The organism is uncultured Microbacterium sp. (assembly GCF_913776565.1).
Taxonomy (GTDB): Bacteria; Actinomycetota; Actinomycetes; order Actinomycetales; family Microbacteriaceae; genus Microbacterium.
This window is the reverse complement of sequence record NZ_CAJYPF010000270.1, coordinates 1-18055: the sequence shown is the minus strand read 5'-3', so window position 1 is coordinate 18055 and position 18055 is coordinate 1. Positions and strand designations below refer to the sequence as shown.

Genomic DNA, 18055 nt, shown 5'->3' with positions numbered 1-18055 from the left:
GTCGAGACCGACCGGGCGTCCTCCACGTGACCCGCGTCGCTTGCGGTGGCCCTTCTGGTCGTCGGGCTCAGGGATCACGGCCTTGATCTTGCGGGAGTGGAGATGGCCGCGGATAGCGCGGGAAGAGTATGCCTTTGTCGCCGCAGACCGCGTCCGGGCGGGTCCTTGGCCGGCCGTTGTCGCGGCCGACCCGTAGCTGTGCCATCAACGGCAGGAACATCGGCGAGTCCCCCGCCTGTCCCGGCGTGATCAACGTCACCAGCGGGAGCCCGCTGCCGTCGACGAGCTGGTGGATCTTCGTCGATAGTCCGCCGCGTGAGCGGCCGATGCCATGGTCAGGCGGCTCGAGGAGCGGATTCGTGTAACTCGATCCAGCCCCCTGTGGTGCGGGTCGTGTTCGTCGCGTGCTGATGAGCGCGGACGATGGTGGAGACCACCGACAGCGACCAGTCGATCAACCCGTCAGCGTCCGCGGCGGCGGTGAGCCTCCCGAGCACAGTGTCCCAGGTCCCGTCCGATGCCATCCGGTGATGCCAGGTCCACACCGTCTGCCACGGTCCGAACACCTCGGGGAGATCACGCCAGGCGATCCCGGCCCGATACCGGTAGACGATCCCCTCGACCATCAGCCGTGCATCCGCGAACGGCCTACCCTTCCGGCCTATCGGCCGCGGTAGCATCCCCTCGATCAACGACCACTGAGCATCCGACAAGACCTGAAACCGCGACACTGCACCAGACCTCTCAGTGCGCCGCCGATTCATTTGTCAGACACGCCCTAGGTGCGTCTGACGACGTCCCCGGCCGTTGGCTGCGGCATTCGGCCATGTGGCCGCGCGTCGATCCGGTCGACTCCGAGACGGACTGTCCGCACCCGACGTTCCGCGTGAGCCGACGGCCACGCGCGCCGAAGACGGTGGGGCCGGATGCCGTCGGCATCCGATCCCACCGTCCTCTCGAAGCCGTCGTCCGGCGACGTCACCCGTTGCGCAGATCCCGCGCATCACGCCCCGGAATTCCCCGGAGGGAACGCCGGGGCGCGATGCGCGGGCGAGGACTCAGACTTGTCGGCGCCGCGCGCGACGCAGGGCGATCGAACCCGCACCCCCGAGCAGCAGCAGCGCAGCGAGGCTCGCGACCGGAACCGGATCGCTCGCCCCGGTCAGCGCGAGGGCCGTGCGCGTGCTCGCCGGGATTCCGGTCGGGCCACCCGCGGGAGCGGTGGCCGCGACGGCGCTGAATCCGAGGGACGCCGCACTCGACACACCGTTGACCGTCTGCGTCACCACCAGACGGTATGTTCCCGCCGCGAGCGGAGTGGCGAGCACGAGCGACCACGAGCCGTCGGCGGCGACCGTGGTGGTCCCCACCGACGTGCCGTTCAGGCTCGCGTCGAGAACGGCCCCCGCCACGCCCGTGCCCGCGAAACCGGAGGGCGCCGTCGCGACCGGGAACGACGCGCCGTCGGTGATACCCGAGATGGTCGGCACGGGCGGAGACACGGTGAACGTCGAGGTCGCGGCCGGGGACGAGGCTCCGGAGCGCGTCTGCACCGCCGTGATGCTGTAGCGACCTGCACCGAGCGCCGACGGGATCGACCAGGTGCCGTCCGCGGCGACGGTCGCCGTCCCGGAGGCGTCGCCGCCGAGCGTGACGACGGCTCCGGAATGACCCGTGCCGGCGATCGACGAGACGGGCTGGTCGACACGGGAGCCGTCGGCAGGCGAGACGATCACCGGCGCGGCGTCGACGACGTTCACGGTCGTATCGACCGTGGTCGAGGTGTCGAAGCCTTTCGACGCGCGCAGCGAGAAGCGGAAGACCCCGGGCGCATCGGGCGCGGTGAAGCTCCACGTTCCCCCCGCTCCCACGGGGAGACTGAACGGCGGTGCGCCCACCGGCGTCACCGTGACGGTCGTGCCCGCCGCCGCCGTTCCCGAGATGGTGCCGCCCGCGGTGACCGTTCCCCCGTCGGCCGGTTTCGTCATCACGGGAGCGTCGATCGCGAGGGCGACGGTGTATCCGCCGGTCCGCGCCAGTCCCGCCTGCAGGTCGGCGCCCCACAGGAATGTCCCGCTGGCGTTGGTGCCCGAAGTCAGGCCCACAGCGGTCGTCCCCTGGTACACCGCTCCGCCCGAATCGCCTTCTTTTCCGATGCGTCCCGACGCCTCGACGGCGAAACCGTAGACCCACCTGCCGCTCACCTGGGCCCACCCCTCGACCGAGGTCACGACACCGCTGGTGTTGCCCGTCGTGCGACCGGACTTGGATGCCGCGACGTTCACCCGTGCCGAACCGACCGCGCGGACGGGGGTGGTCGAGAGGGAGAGATCGTTCGGCGTGGTCCAGTCCGTGATTGCGGGCCGCAGGTGAAGGGCCGGGTCGGTCACGTCGATGACGGAGATGTCGACCGAGCTCGGGTCGCCGTCGTTCCCCGAGGAGTTGCCCGCTCCCCCGTACTGCGAGAAGGCGAGGGTGCCGAGCGGAGCGCTGACGCGGACCGTGCCGTTGTTCGGATCGCCGCCCCCGGCCGGATCTCCGGTCGGAGTCGTCAGGTAGCTCGTGGCGTACTGACCGTCCTTCGTGCAATGCCCGGCGGAGATGACCGCCGGCGTGCCGGTGGGGCTCCACGCGGCGTAACCGACCGAACAGAGGCTGGCGGTCGGCCCGTTGTCGCTGGCGAGATATCCCGCCCCTCCGACGACGTCGTCGGCTGCCGTCGCCGAGATCTCGCCGACGTTCTTGACGATGATGTTGGAGGTCCGCTCCACGAACGCCTTGGCCGATCCCTCGAGGCCGTCGCGATCGACCGAGGTGTAGAGGACGAGATGCCCGGAGCCGTCCTTGGCCACGGCCTCGACCTGCGGATCATCGGTCATCAGCCGCTTGGCCGTCGCCTCGTAGGCGGGCCCCGAGGTGGGGGCGGTCGCGCCGCCCGTGTCGGCGACCGCGGCGGCCGGGATCATCAGGCCGGCTGCGGTCAGGGCGACCGCGGCGATGCCGACGGCCCTCAGACGCGTTCTGTGTCGTGTCATGGTCTCTTCTCGTCGTGATCGTCGGGAGGACGCAGTCGTGCGCGTCGGCTCACCGTAGGAGCGGAATGATCGGCGACCTTCGTCGAGGATGACGACGACCGCCGGATGAGACGGTGCGGCGGCCGGACGGCGATGGCGGTGAAGGGGCTCCACGGGCTCGTGCCACGGCAGGAGGGCGGGGGACGACCGGGCGGTCTCGCGTCCCCGGGACTCGGACGGGCGTTCACCCGGCGCAGCGACGGCGCTCACCCGATCGAGTCGTCGACCGGCGCCGCGTAGAATCAGGTTGGCCTCGCGCCGCCGCGCACGCCGTCCGCGTGCACGACGACAATCTTCAGGAGCACCGTGTCAGACGCCTCGCCCCGCCTCGTCGCCTTCGATCTGGACGACACGCTCGCCCCCTCGAAGTCAGCCATCGACCCTCGCATCGGCGACCTGCTGCTCGCTCTGGCCGAGCGCGTCGAGGTGGCCATCATCTCGGGCGGGCAGCTGCAGCAGTTCCGCAGCCAGGTCGTCGAACGCCTTCCCGAGGCCGCGCCGGCGCTGCTGTCGCACTTCCACCTCATGCCCACGTGCGGCACGCAGTACTACCTGCTCTCGACCGACGGCGTCGAAACGGTCTACGCCCACTCGCTGAGCGACGACGAGAAGACCCGCGCCCTCACCGCCGTGCGCGAAGAGGCCGAGCGTCTGGGCCTGTGGGAGGCCGAGCCCTGGGGCGACATCCTCGAGGACCGCGGCTCGCAGATCACCTTCTCGGCGCTGGGCCAGTCCGCCCCCCTCGAGGCGAAGATGGCGTGGGATCCCACCGGCGAGAAGAAGAACAGCCTGCGCGAAGCCGTGGCCGGCCGCATCCCCGACCTCGAGGTGCGCTCGGGCGGATCGACCTCGGTGGACATTACCCACCGGGGGATCGACAAGGCCTACGGCATGAACAAGCTGGTCGAGGCCACCGGCATCCCCCTTGAGGACATGCTCTTCGTCGGCGATCGCCTCGATCCCGACGGCAACGACTACCCCGTGCTCGCGATGGGCGTCGCGTGCCAGGCCGTGCACGGCTGGGAGGACACCGCGGCGTTCCTCGAGAAGCTCATCCCGACGCTGCCCGAGCGCACACAGGCCTGAGCCTCGCGGCCACGCGCCGATCGAGCGGGACCGTCAGAGGATCTTGCCGATCGGCTCGTGCTTCTCGGCCTGGAAGCGGTCCTCCGTGCGTCCGTACGCCCAGTAGCCCGACAACGACACCTGCGCGCGGTCCAGACCCCAGCGGGTGAAGACGAGGTCGCGCATCGCCTTCATCGCTTCGCGCTCCCCGTGGGCGAAGACCTGACCGCGTCCCTCGAGCGGATGCCACTGCGCCACCGCGTCGACGAGAACCGACGTCGCTCCGGCTTCGGCGTCGCCGCGGTGCACCCATGTGACAGCGACCCCGGCGGGTGCCGACAGCGCGATGTGCTCCCCGGGGCGCTGGACCTCGACGAAGGCCGCGCCCACGGCATCCCGAGGCAGAGCCTCGAGCGACGCCGCGATCGCCGGGATCGCCGACTCGTCGCCGACGAACAGGTGCCAATCGGCGGTGGGGTCGGGGGCGTAACCCCCACCGGGACCCGAGACCACCAGCCGGTCGCCCGGCTGCGCACGGGCAGCCCACGGCCCGGCCAGCCCCTCGTCGCCGTGCACCACGAAGTCGATGGTCATCTCGTCGCCGTCGACCGCACGCACGGTGTAGGTGCGGGTCACGGGCAGATCCTCTGGCGCGAGGGTCTCGCGCAGAGTCGCCAGGTCGTACGGAGGCTCGAGTCCGAGCTCGGGTTTGACGAAGGTGATCTTGACGTAGGCGTCGGTGTGCGGGCTCTCGCGGAACGCCTCGAGACGCTCACCTCGTGCACGCACCCGGACGAGGTGCGGACTGAGCCACTCGGTCGCGACGACGCGCAGGATGTGCGAGGGACGCGGGGGGCGCGTGGGACGATCCGTCATGAGAGGCCTCCTGTGGTCGTCGCGCGCACGGCCGCCCGCGCCGCCGCACCGATCGCGGCGTCGTCGGCGTCCGACGGGCTCAACGCCTGCGCGACATCGGTGTAGTAGTCGGTGATGTGCGCGCGGACGCACTCGCGGGCCGTGTCGGCCTCGCCCCGGACGACGGCGTCGAGGATACGGCGATGCTCGCGTCGCAGTCGGTCGGCCATCTCGGGCCACGAGGACAGACGCGCCGCCCCCGCCTGCGTGTACGCCTCGATCGAGCTGCGCAGCCCCGCCATCATCGCCGACACGACGGCGTTGCCGGACGCCTCGGCCAACGCCTGATGGAACCGGGCGTCGAGAGCGAGGAACTCCTCGGGCGCGAGGGGGGCGGCATCCATCGCATCCAGAATGCCGGCGACCTCGCCGAGATCCGCGTCGGCGCGGGCGAGCCGTTCGGCGACGTCGCACTCCAGCACGACACGGGTGCGCACGACGTCGGCAAGGGGGAAGCCGTTGGCCGCGACCTGCAGCCGGAGAAAGGCCGCGAGCCCCCCGCGGGGCGTCGTGACGATCATCGCCCCCGCGCTCGGTCCGGAGCCGGTCGCGGTGCGCACGACGCCGAGCACCTCGAGCACGCGGACGGCCTCGCGGACGCTGGATCGCCCCACTCCGAGCTGCGAGGCGAGCTCGCGCTCGGGGGTCAACCGGTCGCCGGGGGTCAGTCGACCGTCGCGCAGGTCGGCCTCGATGCGTGCGAGGACCACCTGCCATGCCCGTGGTTCGCCAGTCGGCATGACCCCTCCGTCCGTCCGGCCCGCGCTGTGGCCGGACCACATCACCCTAGGGGTATGCGATCAGGCCTCGGTCGAGGTTGCGTATCCCGCAGGATTGGTGGTCTGCCAGTTCCAGTAGTCGCGGCACGCGTCGTCGATCGAGAACCGCGTGCGCCAGCCGAGCACCTCGCCGGCCTTGCTCGGATCGCAGTAGGTCGCGGCGACGTCGCCGGGGCGACGGTCGAGCATCTTCTTGGGCAGGTCGTGTCCGACCGCCTTCTCGAACGAGGCGACGAGCTCGAGCACGCTGACCGGACGGCCCGTGCCCAGATTGAACACCTGATGGCCCGGCTGCGCCTTCTCGAGCGCGGCCACGTGCCCCTCGGCGAGGTCGACGACGTGGATGTAGTCGCGCAGGCCGGTGCCGTCGGGGGTGTCGTAGTCGGAGCCGAACACGCCGATCTCGTCGAGCGAGCCGATCGCGACGCGCGACACGTACGGCATGAGGTTGTTCGGGATGCCGGCGGGGTCTTCGCCGATCAGGCCGGAGGGATGCGCGCCGACGGGGTTGAAGTAGCGCAGCACCGTGACGTTGAGATCGGGGTTCACCCGAGCCACGTCGGCGAGCACCACCTCGTTCATGCGCTTGGACTTGCTGTACGCGTTCGACAGGTCGACGCTCGTCGTCGACTCCTCGGTGAAGGGCAGGTCCGCGGGGTCGGAGTAGACCGTGCCCGTGCTCGAGAAGACGAACGAACGGATGCCGTGACCGATGCCGACGCGCAACAGGGCGAACGTGGTGTCGAGGTTGTTGGAGTAGTACTCGAGCGGCTTCTGCGTGCTCTCGCCCACCGCTTTGAAGGCCGCGAGATGGATGATGGCGTCGATGGGCCCGTGCTGCGCGAACGCCGATTCGACGACGGTCTCATCGGCGGCGTCACCCACGATCAGCGGGGCGGGCTTTCCGGTGATCTGCTCGACCCGCTCGGCGGCGACGGCGTGCGTGCCCGAAAGATCGTCGAGCAGGACCACGTCGTGACCGGCCTCGAGCAGGGCGACGGCCGTGTGGGTTCCGATGTAACCGGCACCGCCGGCCAGGAGTACGCGCATGCCCCCAGGCTACCGGTCACCGCCGAGACCCCACGCGCGCCGGCGCGGGCACGGTGCGCGTCCGACCCGGGCCCGGCCACTTCTTCGCGAGACTGTATCCGGCTGACAACTCGGCGACATCCTGCAACCGACTTGTTAGCCGCGTGCAGTCTCGGCGCCGATGCGGGGCGGGAAGCCGGGGGGTCAGCGGCCGTCGAGGCGGCCGCCGGACTCTCGCAGGTAGCACGCGGCGCACATCGACTCGTACGTGACCTCGCCGGCGATCTGGCCCTCGTCGATCGCGACCTGGTCGCCGTCGAAGACGAAGCGCCCGCCGACGAGCCGGGCGTTGAAGATCGCCTTGCGCCCGCAGCGGCAGATGGTCTTGAGCTCTTCGAGGCTGTGCGAGATCTCCATGAGACGTGCCGACCCGGGGAATGCCTCGGTGCGGAAGTCGGTGCGGATACCGTAGGCGAGCACGGGGATGCCGTCGAGCACCGCGATGCGCAACAGGTCGTCGACCTGTGCGGCGGTGAAGAACTGCGCCTCGTCGACCAGCAGGCACGCCACCGGGGCGTGACCGGCGGCGGCGTGGAACGCCTCGCGCAGGTCATCGTCGGCGGCGACGAGGAAGTCGACCGGCCGCGTCACGCCCAGGCGGCTGTCGATCTGGTCGGCGCCCTTGGTGTCGATCTCGGGCTTGGCCAGCAGCACGCGCTGACCGCGCTCCTCGTAGTTGTACGCCGCCTGCAGCAGCGCGGTCGACTTTCCCGAGTTCATCGCGCCGTAGCGGAAGTACAGCTTCGCCACGCGGGCCTCAGGGGTTGATCGCGAGCGCGCGAGCCGTGGCGTCCAGCTCTTTGCGAGCCATCTCGGGCTGCGTGTTCAGCGATTCGCCGTAGCTGGGGATCAGCTCGCGCAGGCGCGGCTCCCACTGCGGCATCCGCTCGGGGAAGCAGGTCTTGATCAGGCCCAGCATGATCGACACCGCGGTCGAGGCGCCCGGCGAGGCACCCAGCAGACCGGCGATCGAGTGGTCGGCCGCGGTGACGACCTCTGTGCCGAACTGCAGCACGCCGCCCTTGTCCTTGTCCCGCTTCATCACCTGGGCGCGCTGACCGGCGTCGAGCAGCTCCCAGTCCTCGTCCTTCGCCGTCGGCATGAAGTCGCGCAGGCTGTCGACCTTCTTCGAGTGGGTCTTGAGCAGCTCGCTGACGAGGTACTTGATCAGACTCGGGTTGTCGACCGCGACCTTCAGCATGGGCCCGATGTTGTGCGGGCGCACCTGCGTCACGATGTCGAGCATCGAGCCGTTCTTGAGGAATTTCGGGCTGAACGTGGCGAACGGGCCGAACAGCAGCGACGACTCTCCGTCGATCACGCGCGTGTCGAGGTGCGGGACCGACATGGGCGGGGCGCCGACCGACGCCTGGGAGTAGACCTTGGCGCGGTGCTTCGCAACGATGTCGGGGTTGGAGGTCTTGAGCCACTGCCCGCCGATCGGGAAGACGCCGTAGCCCTTGATCTCGGGGATGCCGGAGCGCTGCAGGAGCTTGAGCGCCCAGCCGCCCGCGCCGACGAAGACGAACTTCGCGTTGATCGAGCCGGGGGTGCCGCCGATCACGTGGCGGTAGAACACCTCCCACGACCCGTCCTTCTGCTTCTTCAGCTTCTTGACGTCGTGGTTCGTCACGACCTCGACGCCCTTCTCGCGCAGGTTCGCGAACAGCTGCCGCGTGAGCGAGCCGAAATCGACGTCGGTGCCCGCGGGGACGCGCGTGGCGGCGAAGGGCTCGCCCTTGCGCCGCTTCTGCATGAGCAGGGGCGCCCACTGGTTGATGACGCGGGAGTCCTCGCTGTACTCGATGCCCGCGAACAGCGGCTGCTGCTTGAGCACCTCGTAGCGCTTGCGGAGGAAGGCGACGTCTTTCTCGCCCCGCACGAACGTCATGTGCGGGGTGGCGTTGATGAACGTCGAGGGCTCGTCGAGCACGCCCTCGGCCACGAGCGAGGCCCACAGCTGGCGGCTCTGCTGGAACTGCTCGTTGATCGTCACCGCCTTGGCGGGATCGATCGAGCCGTCCTTGCCCTCGGGGGTGTAGTTCAGCTCGCACAGCGCCGCGTGACCGGTGCCGGCGTTGTTCCACGCGTTCGAGCTCTCCTGCGCGACGTCGCTGAGGCGCTCCAGCACCGCGATCTTCAGATCGGGCTGGAGGTCTTTCAGCAGCGTGCCGAGAGTGGCGGACATGATGCCGCCACCGATGAGGAGAACATCGACGTTTTCAGTCACCCGTCGATTCTAGGTGCGGGCCGTGAGGTGTCTCGACATCGAGAGATCGGTCGGTTCGATGTCGAGACACCTCGCGAGCGGCATCCGGATGCCGTGTCTCAGGCGGTCGCGAGACGCTTCTGGGCGACGAGCTCGGCGATCTGCACGGCGTTCAGCGCGGCTCCCTTGCGCAGGTTGTCGTTGCTGATGAACAGCACGAGACCCTTGCCCTCAGGAGCGGACTGGTCGGCGCGGATGCGGCCGACGTAGCTGGGGTCGGAACCGGCGGCCTGCAGCGGCGTGGGCACCTCTTCGAGGCGGACGCCGGGGGCGTCGGCCAGCAGCTCGCGCGCGCGCTCGGGAGTGATGTCGCGCGCGAACTCGGCGTTGATGCTGAGGGAGTGGCCGGTGAAGACGGGGACGCGCACGCACGTGCCCGCGACGCGCAGCTCGGGGAGCTCGAGGATCTTGCGGCTCTCGTTGCGCAGCTTCTTCTCCTCGTCGGTCTCGTTCAGCCCGTCGTCGACGAGGTTGCCGGCGAAGGGGATGACGTCGAACGCGATCGGGGCCACGTACTTCTCGGGCTCGGGGAAGTCCAGGGCCGAGCCGTCGCGCACGAGGCGCTCGACGTCGCCCTGGGCGAGGACGCCCTCGACCTGGCCGAGCAGCTCGCGCGCCCCGGCGAGGCCGGAGCCGGACACCGCCTGGTACGTGCTGACGATCAGTCGCTCCAGACCCGCCTCGGCGTCGAGCACCTTGAGCACGGGCATGGCGGCCATGGTGGTGCAGTTGGGGTTGGCGACGATGCCCTTCACGGCCTGATCGATCGCGTGCGGGTTGACCTCGCTCACGACGAGGGGGACCTCGGCATCCATCCGCCATGCGCTGGAGTTGTCGATGACGAGGGCGCCCGCCTCGGCGAAACGGGGAGCGTGCGCGCGCGAACCCGTCGCCCCGGCCGAGAACAGCGCGACCTCGACGCCCGCGGGGTCGGCCGTGGCGACATCCTCGACGACGACGGACTGCCCGGCGAACTCGATGGTCGCACCGGCGGAGCGCGCCGTGGCGAACAGGCGCAGCTCGCGGATCGGGAAGGCGCGCTCGGCGAGGATCTCGAGCATGACGGTGCCGACCTGGCCGGTGGCGCCGACGACGGCGAGGGAGATTCCGGAATCGGAGATGCGGGTCATGCGAGGTCCTCGGGTGTTTCGGGTGGCGGATGCCGCGAAAGCGGCGTTCGGGTCAGGGTAGCGCGCGCGGCCGTGGGGCTGCCGACGGCGAAGACACAGCGCAGGAAGATTGACGGTTCCGCGCGGGTGCGCGGCCGCATTCCGACGATCCGTAGGCCGTCCGCCGGAAAACTCCTGCGTCGTGTCGCGCGCGCGGAGCGGTCAGCTCAGCGCCGCAGCACCGAACGACACCGCGAAGCGCTCGCACCACAGGTCGACCGTGCGGAAGATCGACAGGTCGACCTCGGCCGGGATGTCGTAGAGCTGGTCGCCGAGGTTGCCGCGCAGGGGCCCGAGGTCGACGTGGTCGTACGACGCCGCCGTGTACCACCCGTCGCGCCCCTCGACCACCGGTCCGGCGCTCAGCCAGACGTGGACATCGGGCCCGTTCGAGGTCGAAAGTCCCACCAACGCCAGCTGACGGGTGCCGTCGGGATTCTCGATGACACGGACCGTCCCCGACGTGTCGTGCTCGTGGCTGATCAGCGAGCCCGTGAGCAGATCCACAGGCCCGGCGGGGGCCGCGGGCGTCGGCGATGCCGTCGCCGCGGCCGACGACCCGGGTACCGGCGTGGGCAGGTCCACCGGCGTCATCGCGGCGTGCGACGATGCGCGCGGGGCGGGGATGGCGTCGGCGACGCGCACGTCGACGAAGAGCAGCCAGGGCTGGAAGACCAGCCCCGCGATGATGACGATCACCGCGGCGGCGCCGGCCCCCAGCATCCATCCGAGGGCGAACCTTCTCGAAGTCCGTCGCCGCTGCATCGTCGCCTCCGCTCGTCTGAGCGCAGGCTAGACCGCGGGGCTGGAGACGGGCTGCGAAAGCGGGTCAGCGACCGGTGCCGGCGTGGACGGTCGCCTCGGCGTCGCCGTCCAGACCGTACGCGGTGTGCACCAGTCGCGCCGCCTCGGCCAGATCGACACCGCGGACGACGACCGAGATGCGGATCTCGGAGGTCGAGATCATCTCGATGTTGACGCCCGCCAGGCTCAGCGCCTCGAACAGCGTCGCCGAGACGCCCGAGTGCGTGCGCATGCCCGCACCGACGACCGAGAGCTTGCCGATCTGATCGTCGTGGACCAGGCTCTGGAAGCCCACCTCGGCCTGCTCGCCCGACAGGGCCTTGAGGGCCGTGGTGGCATCGGTCTTGGGCAGCGTGAACGAGATGTCGGTGCGACCGGTCGCCGCCGCCGACACGTTCTGCACGATCATGTCGACGTTGGCGCCGGACTTCGCGACGATCTTGAAGATGTCGGCGGCCTTGCCGGGCACGTCGGGGACGCCGATGACGGTGATCTTGGCCTGGCTGAGGTCGGTGGCGACGCCGGCGACGATGGGCTCTTCCATGGTGGCTCCCTCGGGGACGAGCGGGGACTTCTTCGAAGCGTCGAGCACCCAGGTGCCCTCGCCCGAGCTGAACGTGGAACGCGCGTGGATGAGCACGCCGTGACGCCGCGCGTACTCGACCGCGCGGATGTAGAGCACCTTCGCGCCGTTCGCGGCGAGCTCGAGCATCTCTTCGCTGCCGACCCGATCGAGCTTGCGCGCGAGCGGGACGACGCGCGGGTCGGCGGTGAAGATGCCGTCGACGTCGCTGTAGATCTCGCACACGTCGGCGTCCAGGGCGGCCGCGAGCGCGACGGCGGTGGTGTCGGATCCGCCGCGGCCCAGCGTGGTGATGTCGCGGGTGTCGCGGTTGAAGCCCTGGAAGCCGGCGACGATGACGATCGCGCCCTCGTCGAGGGCCTCGCGCAGGCGCACCGGCGTCACGTCGACGATGCGGGCCGCGCCGTGCGTGGCATCCGTGATCATCCCCGCCTGGCTGCCGGTGAAGGAACGCGCCTCGAAGCCCATCGAGTGGATCGCCATGGCCAGCAGCGCCATCGAGATCCGCTCGCCGCTCGAGAGCAGCATGTCGAGCTCGCGCGGAGCGGGGATCGGCGCGACCTGGCCGGCGAGGTCGAGGAGCTCGTCGGTGGTGTCGCCCATCGCGCTGACGGCGACGACGACCTCGTGGCCGGCGCGACGCGTGTCGACGATGCGCTTGGCGACCCGCTTGATGCTCTCGGCATCGGCGACGGACGAACCGCCGTACTTCTGGACGATCAGAGCCATGAAGAGAACTCCCGGGGGTCGTGCGTCGGGGTGTCACGACGCCGGCGCTCGTACCGCGCCCGGGGATCATCCTAGAGGCGTCCGCATAACGGCTCGGTCATGCGTCGCGCCCGGCAGACGCGCAGGCCCCCGCCGATAGGATCGAGACCTCCACCCCCCACCCCCTGGAGTGATCGGATGCCGCTCACGCCCGGCCACTGGCTGTCGTCGCTGCGCCGCCTGGTGCACACCGACGATGCCGCGTCCTCGCCGGACACGACCCTGCTGCCCGTCATCGACGAGGCGCTGGCGACGCGCATCCTCGACCTGGCGATCCGCATCGGCGAGACGATGCTCGTCGTCGGCGCCCCGGCGAACGAGGTGACGCTGACGATCGTGCGGGTGTGCGGGGCGTACGGCCTCGACCCCGTCCACGTGGACGTCACCTACAACTCCATCACGATCGCCCACAGTCGCCCCGGCGCCAGCCACCCGACGACCCTGCTGCGGGTCGTGCGCGGTTCGGTCCCCGACCACGCCAAGCTGCAGCGCCTGCAGGCGCTCGTCACCGAGATCGCCGACGGCCTGGGGCTCGAAGACGCGATCGTCCGCTGCCGCGCCATCCGCCGCCTGCCCTTTCGCTACCGCCCCGCGATCGTCGTCGTCTCGCAGGCCTCGCTCGCTGCCGGCGTCGCGATCATGTTCGGCGCGAACTGGCTCGCCCTCGTGCTGTCGTTCGTCGCGGCGGCGCTGGCGGCGACGACCCAGCACGTCATGGCACGGGCGCGCGTGCCGTACTTCTTCGCCCAGATCGCCGGCGGGTTCGTCCTCACCGCCTTCGCGGCGTTGTCACCGCTGCTGCGCTACACCGGCCTCGACGCGGCCGCGGCCATCAGACCGTCGGTGATCGTGGCATCCGGGATCGTCCTGATGCTCGCGGGACTCACCGTCGTCGGAGCCGCCCAGGACGCCATCGACGGCTTCGCCCTGACGGCGACCGGACGCATCCTCGAACTGACGACGCAGACGCTGGGCGTGGTGCTCGGGATCCTCGCCGGGCTCGAGACGGTGCGCGTCATGGGCCTGGGCATGTCGCCTCCGACGACCGCCCTGCCTCTCGGACCCGTCGCCGTGCAATTCGTGGGGGCAGCGGTCATCGCGATCGCCGTGGCCGTGTACAACGGCGCCGGCGCCCGCATCGTGATGGTGAGCGCGGCGCTCAGCCTGGTCGCCTGGGCGGGATACCTGGCGGCGACCGGCGTCGGCTTCGAGGTCGCCGCCGCGAGCGGCGTGGGCGCGTTCGTCGGCAGCTTCGCCGGGATCGTCGTCGCGTACCGCCTGCACGTGCCGTCGGTGGCGATCACGACCGCCGCGATCCTGCCCCTCGTACCCGGTGCCGCGGTGTTCCGCGGACTGCTCGGGATCGTGGAGTCGGGCGAGGACCCCGCGGTGCTCATGACGGGCGTGACGACGCTCGCGGGCGCGGCGACCATCGGCATCGCCCTGGCCGTCGGGGCGTCGCTGGGCATCTACCTCGGCCAGCCGGTGCGCGCGACGCTGTCCAGCGTCACGCGCGTGCGGGCGCGGGCGCGGGGCTGACCCGCGCGGGACCCGGGATGCCACGGCCCCCGCGTGGCGCGGGCACCGGGCCGTGGCATCCCCTCGTCTCCGAGCCGGCCGGGCTCAGCCGAAGCGGCCGTTGACGTAGTCGTAGGTGCGCGGGTCGATCGGCGAGTCGAACATCGCCGCCGTGTCGCCGTGCTCGACGATGTGCCCCGGCTGACCCTGGGAGGCCAGGAAGAACGCGCACTGCTGCGACACGCGCTGCGCCTGCTGCATGTTGTGGGTGACGATGACGATCGTCACCTCTTTCTGGAGTTCGCCCATCGTCTCTTCGATCACGCGCGTGGACGTGGGATCGAGAGCGGAGCAGGGCTCGTCCATCAGCAGCACCTTGGGCTTGACCGCGAGCGAACGCGCGATGCACAGGCGCTGCTGCTGACCGCCCGACAGACCGCCGCCGGGCTGGCGCAGGCGGTCCTTGACCTCTTTCCACAGACCGGCCGAGGCGAGGGAGCGCTCGACGAGATAGTCCTTCTCGTCACGGGAGGCGCGGATACCCGTCAGGCGGAGGCCCGCGATGACGTTGTCGTAGATCGACATCGCCGGGAAGGGATTGGGCTTCTGGAAGACCATGCCGATGTCGCGTCGCGCCTCGGTGAGCTTGCGGCCCGTGTCGTAGATGTCGACGCCGTCGAGCAGCACCTCGCCCGCCAGAGACGCGGACGGGACGAGCTCGTGCATGCGGTTGAGGATGCGCAGGAAGGTCGACTTTCCGCACCCGGACGGACCGATGAGCGCCGTCACCTCTCCGGCGGGCATGGTCAGCGACACCCGGTCGAGCACCTGGTGGTCGCCGAACCATGCCGTGATCCCGCGGGCGTCGAGCGTCGCGAGGTCGGACGGCAGCTGCGGGAACGGGTCCGGCGGCAGCTCCGCCCGCACGAGATCGCCCTCGGTGGGCGGCGGGAAGACCGGGGTGGTCTGCGCCGCGGACGGGGCGGGCTCGCGCCGGGCGCGGCGGCCCTGCGCGTCGCCGGCGGCGGCGGGAAGAACGGTGGTGATGTCATCGGACATGTCGCGGTCCTCGGGGGTCAGAGCAGATTGGGGAGCAGTCGCGTGAGCTGGTCCGCGACGAAGAAGCCGGCGAGGGCGCCGACGGGCAGGAAGACGATCCACGTCTTCTGCGCGCCGAAGCGGCGGAAGGACCACACGGCGGCGATCTCGACGGCGATCAGGAATTGGACGGCGAAGACCAGCGCCCACACCGTGCGCACGTCCGTGGCCATGGCCCGGTGCGACGGATCCAGCGTCGTCGTCGTCAACCGCGCGCCGGCGGGCTGCGTCTCGGAGACGAGTCGGGCGTCGACGTAGGCGATCCCGGTCGGGATGTAGGGGACGCCACGGGCCGTCTGCAGGATGAGCCGGCTCTCACCGCGCGTGAGGTTCGGCGGCGTCGGATCGCCGGCGTAGCGCAGCCCCATCACCTCGAAGACCTGCAGCCCCTGACCGGTACGCACCGTGATCTCGTCGCCCGGCTCGAGCGACGAGATCGCCGAGAACGGTCCCCCGAACGCTGCGGCCCGCCCCATCAGCACGCTGACGCCGGCCTGACCGGGAAGGACGCTGTCGCGGCGGTGCCCGACGCCCAGGGCCGTCTGCGCCGAGGACGTGCCCTCGACCACGACCTCGTGGAAGCGCAGACGCGGGATGTCCATGATCGCGACCGGTGCCCCGTCGGCCAGCAGCACGTCCTCGAACGTGCCCTCGCTCACCGGCGCGGTGCCGGCGGCGAGCTGGGCGCGCAGATCGTCCTCCAGACGCTGCTGCGACGCGAGGTGCTGCAGATGACTGAACACGGTGACGTTCAGGACGAACATCATCACCAGCAGCAGCAGGGTCGTGACGACGCTGCGCGCGAGGGCCTCGCCCGGGCTCAGCACGACCGGTCCGCGCGGGGCCGTCGGGGGACGGCGGGGCGGACGCGGCACCCGGGGCGGGCGGGGCGGGCGCCCGCGCTGCGCGGGAGGCTCCACGGGAGCGGCCGGTTCGTCGATGACGCTCACGCGGGCACCCCGATCGCGAGGTCATCGGCCGCGGCATCCCGGCGCGAACGCCACAGCTGCACCAGCGCGAGGGCGATCCCCGCGAGCACCAGCACCGAGACGATCATCCACGGGAGGACGAAGACCGTGACGTCCCGCGTCAGGGGACTCAGCTGTGTGCCCTCGACCTCGGCGGGCGGGCGGAAGGTCGCGTGCGCGGTGAGGACCGCCCACTGCCCCACGCCGGGCAGCTCGGCCGAGACGACGCGGCTCTCCCCCGCCTTGAGTTGGGAGACGGTCACGGCATCGACCTGCGCGACGCGGTTTCCGAACGGGCCCTCCATCCAGAAGTCGGCCGTCGCGTCGAACGTCGACTTCGAGACATTGCGCACCGTGAACGACAGCAGAGCCGACCCGCCGAACGGGTTCGGGGAGATGCGGACATCGCTGAGCAGACCACCGACGTGCACCACGCCACCCAGGTCGACCTCATTCGGGGCGGGCGTCGGCGAGGGCGAGACGCTCGACACGGTCTCGGAGCCGGACCCCGCCGGGGCGGTGGCCGCGCCGGAACCCGACCGCCCACCCGTGCCCCCGGCGGCGCCCTTCGACGGCGCTCCCTGGCCGGTGGCACCCGCCGGAGCGGGAAGACACGGCGAGGACTGCGAGCTGGGCGGACCGATCACCGTCGCCGACATGTCCAGGGCACCGGTCGGCGCGACGGATGGCGCCGTGGTGGGGCACGTCACCCCCTGCGCACCGAGCACGGGCACGGCGACGGCGCTCGGCAGGGTCGCCGGTGCCAGCACCGCCGCCGCGGCGATCAGTGCGACGGCGGACAGTCGCGGCATCCATCCCCGCACGACACGCCTCACGGCGTTCCGCCCGGGGCACCCACCGACGCGGTCTCGCGCTCGGTCTCCGCCTTGCGGCGCGCCTCGGCCTCGGTGTACTCCACCCAGGCGCGGGCGCGGCGTTCGTCGACGCGACGACGCAGCCGCAGCCAGCCCCAGACCAGCAGGCCCACGAGCACGACGAGCAGGAGAGCCCACGGCACCACGAACAGGACGGTGTCGCGCGAGACGCTGCGCAGCGGCCCGGGGTTCAGCGCCTGATCGTCGACCGACGGGTACAGCGTCACCGAGGGGGCGAGGTAAATCCACTGCCCCACGCCCGAGAGCGTCGTCGTGACCGTGCGCGTGCTGCCGGGCAGCATCTCGTCGACGTCGGACTCGACGACACCCGAGACCCCCACCCCGAACAGTCCGCGCACCTCGGCCTTGAGATGCCCGGCGAGGGCGACGTTGCCCGCGTTTCGCACCGTGAACGTCACGGTCGTCTCGCCGTCGAGGGGGTTCAGGCTCGGCGCGTACGACGCGGACATCCCGTCGATCGACATGATCGGCTGCAGGTCGCCGGGGACGCGCACGTACAGGCGCGTGCCCACGCGGCGATCCACCAGCACCTGGCCGTCGTCGGCGAGTGCCGAAACGACCAGACCGGCGGCGTGGTCGCCCGGACCCGCGTCGGCCGGGACGACGAGGCGGAAGGGCACCTCGGTCGAGGCTCCCGGCTCGAGGGCGACCGAGACGCTCGGCTGTCCCCCGAAGTCGACCCAGGCGCCGGCATCCGTGGGGGCGACCCCGGTCTCGAGCAGGCCGTAGCCGCCCTCGTCGGTGTTGAACGCGTCAGTGGCGAAGACGGTGTAGGTCTGCGGGGTCGAACCGACGTTGGTGACCACGTAGGTGTCGTCGAGGGTCTGCCCCGGGCTCATCTGATCGCTGAAGCGCGATCGGGGCGACGTGCCGTCGGCCGACATCGGGGCCGCCGAGACGCCGATCGTGTCGGTGGTGGGGGCGTCCTCGGCGTGGGCGGGACGGGCCGCGGAGAGGGCGGCGGAGACCGCGGCGACGCCCACGAGGGCGAGCGCGATCGAGCGGATCCCCCACGCCTTCGGGTGGCGGGGGGCAGGGAAGGAAAGCACGATATATCTCC

General features: G+C 70.9%; 15 protein-coding genes and 1 pseudogene. 2 read left to right on the top strand and 14 right to left on the bottom strand.

Annotated elements, in window-relative coordinates; translation table 11 throughout:
* Both QZ433_RS14750 and QZ433_RS14745 read right to left on the bottom strand, forming a co-directional pair.
* Positions 1-731: pseudogene (locus tag QZ433_RS14750) on the bottom strand (IS5 family transposase); the annotation flags it as partial.
* A gap of 327 nt (positions 732-1058) precedes the next feature.
* Positions 1059-3035 carry a hypothetical protein gene (locus tag QZ433_RS14745; RefSeq protein ID WP_295784890.1) on the bottom strand — a complete coding sequence of 659 codons (1977 nt, stop codon included), beginning with the start codon at positions 3033-3035 and terminating at the stop codon, positions 1059-1061.
* 345 nt (positions 3036-3380) lie between these two features.
* Here QZ433_RS14745 and QZ433_RS14740 point away from each other — a divergent pair, with 345 nt between their 5' ends.
* Positions 3381-4160 carry an HAD-IIB family hydrolase gene (locus QZ433_RS14740; protein ID WP_295784888.1) on the top strand — a complete coding sequence of 260 codons (780 nt, stop codon included), beginning with the start codon at positions 3381-3383 and terminating at the stop codon, positions 4158-4160.
* 33 nt (positions 4161-4193) lie between these two features.
* Here the strand turns inward: QZ433_RS14740 and QZ433_RS14735 are convergent, their stop codons facing one another.
* From QZ433_RS14735 to QZ433_RS14700, 8 genes are all read right to left on the bottom strand, one after another.
* Positions 4194-5015 (bottom strand): siderophore-interacting protein, encoded by an 822-nt coding sequence (locus QZ433_RS14735; protein ID WP_295784886.1) that lies wholly within the window; start codon positions 5013-5015, stop codon positions 4194-4196.
* On the bottom strand, positions 5012-5794 hold the full coding sequence (locus tag QZ433_RS14730; protein WP_295784884.1) for an FCD domain-containing protein: 783 nt from the start codon (positions 5792-5794) through the stop codon (positions 5012-5014). The genes QZ433_RS14735 and QZ433_RS14730 overlap by 4 nt, the downstream gene beginning before the upstream one ends.
* Before the next feature lie 60 nt (positions 5795-5854).
* The gene (gene galE / locus QZ433_RS14725) at positions 5855-6883 is read right to left on the bottom strand and encodes a UDP-glucose 4-epimerase GalE (protein ID WP_295784882.1); all 1029 of its coding nucleotides are present in this window, start codon (positions 6881-6883) and stop codon (positions 5855-5857) included.
* A gap of 183 nt (positions 6884-7066) precedes the next feature.
* Entirely contained in the window at positions 7067-7672 is a 606-nt protein-coding gene (locus tag QZ433_RS14720) for a thymidine kinase (RefSeq protein WP_295784881.1), read from the bottom strand.
* A gap of 7 nt (positions 7673-7679) precedes the next feature.
* A complete protein-coding gene (gene mqo / locus QZ433_RS14715) occupies positions 7680-9110 on the bottom strand; it encodes a malate dehydrogenase (quinone) (RefSeq protein WP_366761952.1) in 1431 nt (476 codons plus the stop codon).
* Positions 9111-9250: 140 nt separating this feature from the next.
* A complete protein-coding gene (locus QZ433_RS14710; RefSeq protein ID WP_295784879.1) occupies positions 9251-10321 on the bottom strand; it encodes an aspartate-semialdehyde dehydrogenase in 1071 nt (356 codons plus the stop codon).
* 201 nt (positions 10322-10522) lie between these two features.
* Positions 10523-11083: a DM13 domain-containing protein gene (locus QZ433_RS14705; protein WP_295784877.1), complete on the bottom strand. Its 561-nt coding sequence runs from the start codon at positions 11081-11083 to the stop codon at positions 10523-10525.
* A gap of 106 nt (positions 11084-11189) precedes the next feature.
* Entirely contained in the window at positions 11190-12476 is a 1287-nt protein-coding gene (locus QZ433_RS14700) for an aspartate kinase (protein ID WP_295784876.1), read from the bottom strand.
* A 177-nt stretch (positions 12477-12653) separates the two neighbouring features.
* Here QZ433_RS14700 and QZ433_RS14695 point away from each other — a divergent pair, with 177 nt between their 5' ends.
* Entirely contained in the window at positions 12654-14054 is a 1401-nt protein-coding gene (locus QZ433_RS14695; protein ID WP_295784874.1) for a threonine/serine exporter ThrE family protein, read from the top strand.
* 84 nt (positions 14055-14138) lie between these two features.
* Here QZ433_RS14695 and QZ433_RS14690 read toward each other — a convergent pair whose 3' ends face one another.
* Genes QZ433_RS14690 through QZ433_RS14675 form a run of 4 tightly spaced genes read right to left on the bottom strand, consistent with a single transcriptional unit; the run spans position 14139 to position 18044 of the window.
* On the bottom strand, positions 14139-15092 hold the full coding sequence (locus QZ433_RS14690) for a phosphate ABC transporter ATP-binding protein (protein ID WP_295784872.1): 954 nt from the start codon (positions 15090-15092) through the stop codon (positions 14139-14141).
* A gap of 17 nt (positions 15093-15109) precedes the next feature.
* On the bottom strand, positions 15110-16081 hold the full coding sequence (locus QZ433_RS14685) for a sortase (protein WP_295784870.1): 972 nt from the start codon (positions 16079-16081) through the stop codon (positions 15110-15112).
* On the bottom strand, positions 16078-16911 hold the full coding sequence (locus QZ433_RS14680; protein WP_295784868.1) for a hypothetical protein: 834 nt from the start codon (positions 16909-16911) through the stop codon (positions 16078-16080). Before QZ433_RS14680 ends, QZ433_RS14685 begins: the two co-directional genes overlap by 4 nt.
* Positions 16912-16931: 20 nt before the next feature.
* On the bottom strand, positions 16932-18044 hold the full coding sequence (locus QZ433_RS14675; RefSeq protein WP_295784867.1) for a hypothetical protein: 1113 nt from the start codon (positions 18042-18044) through the stop codon (positions 16932-16934).
* Between the last annotated feature and the right edge of the window lie 11 nt (positions 18045-18055).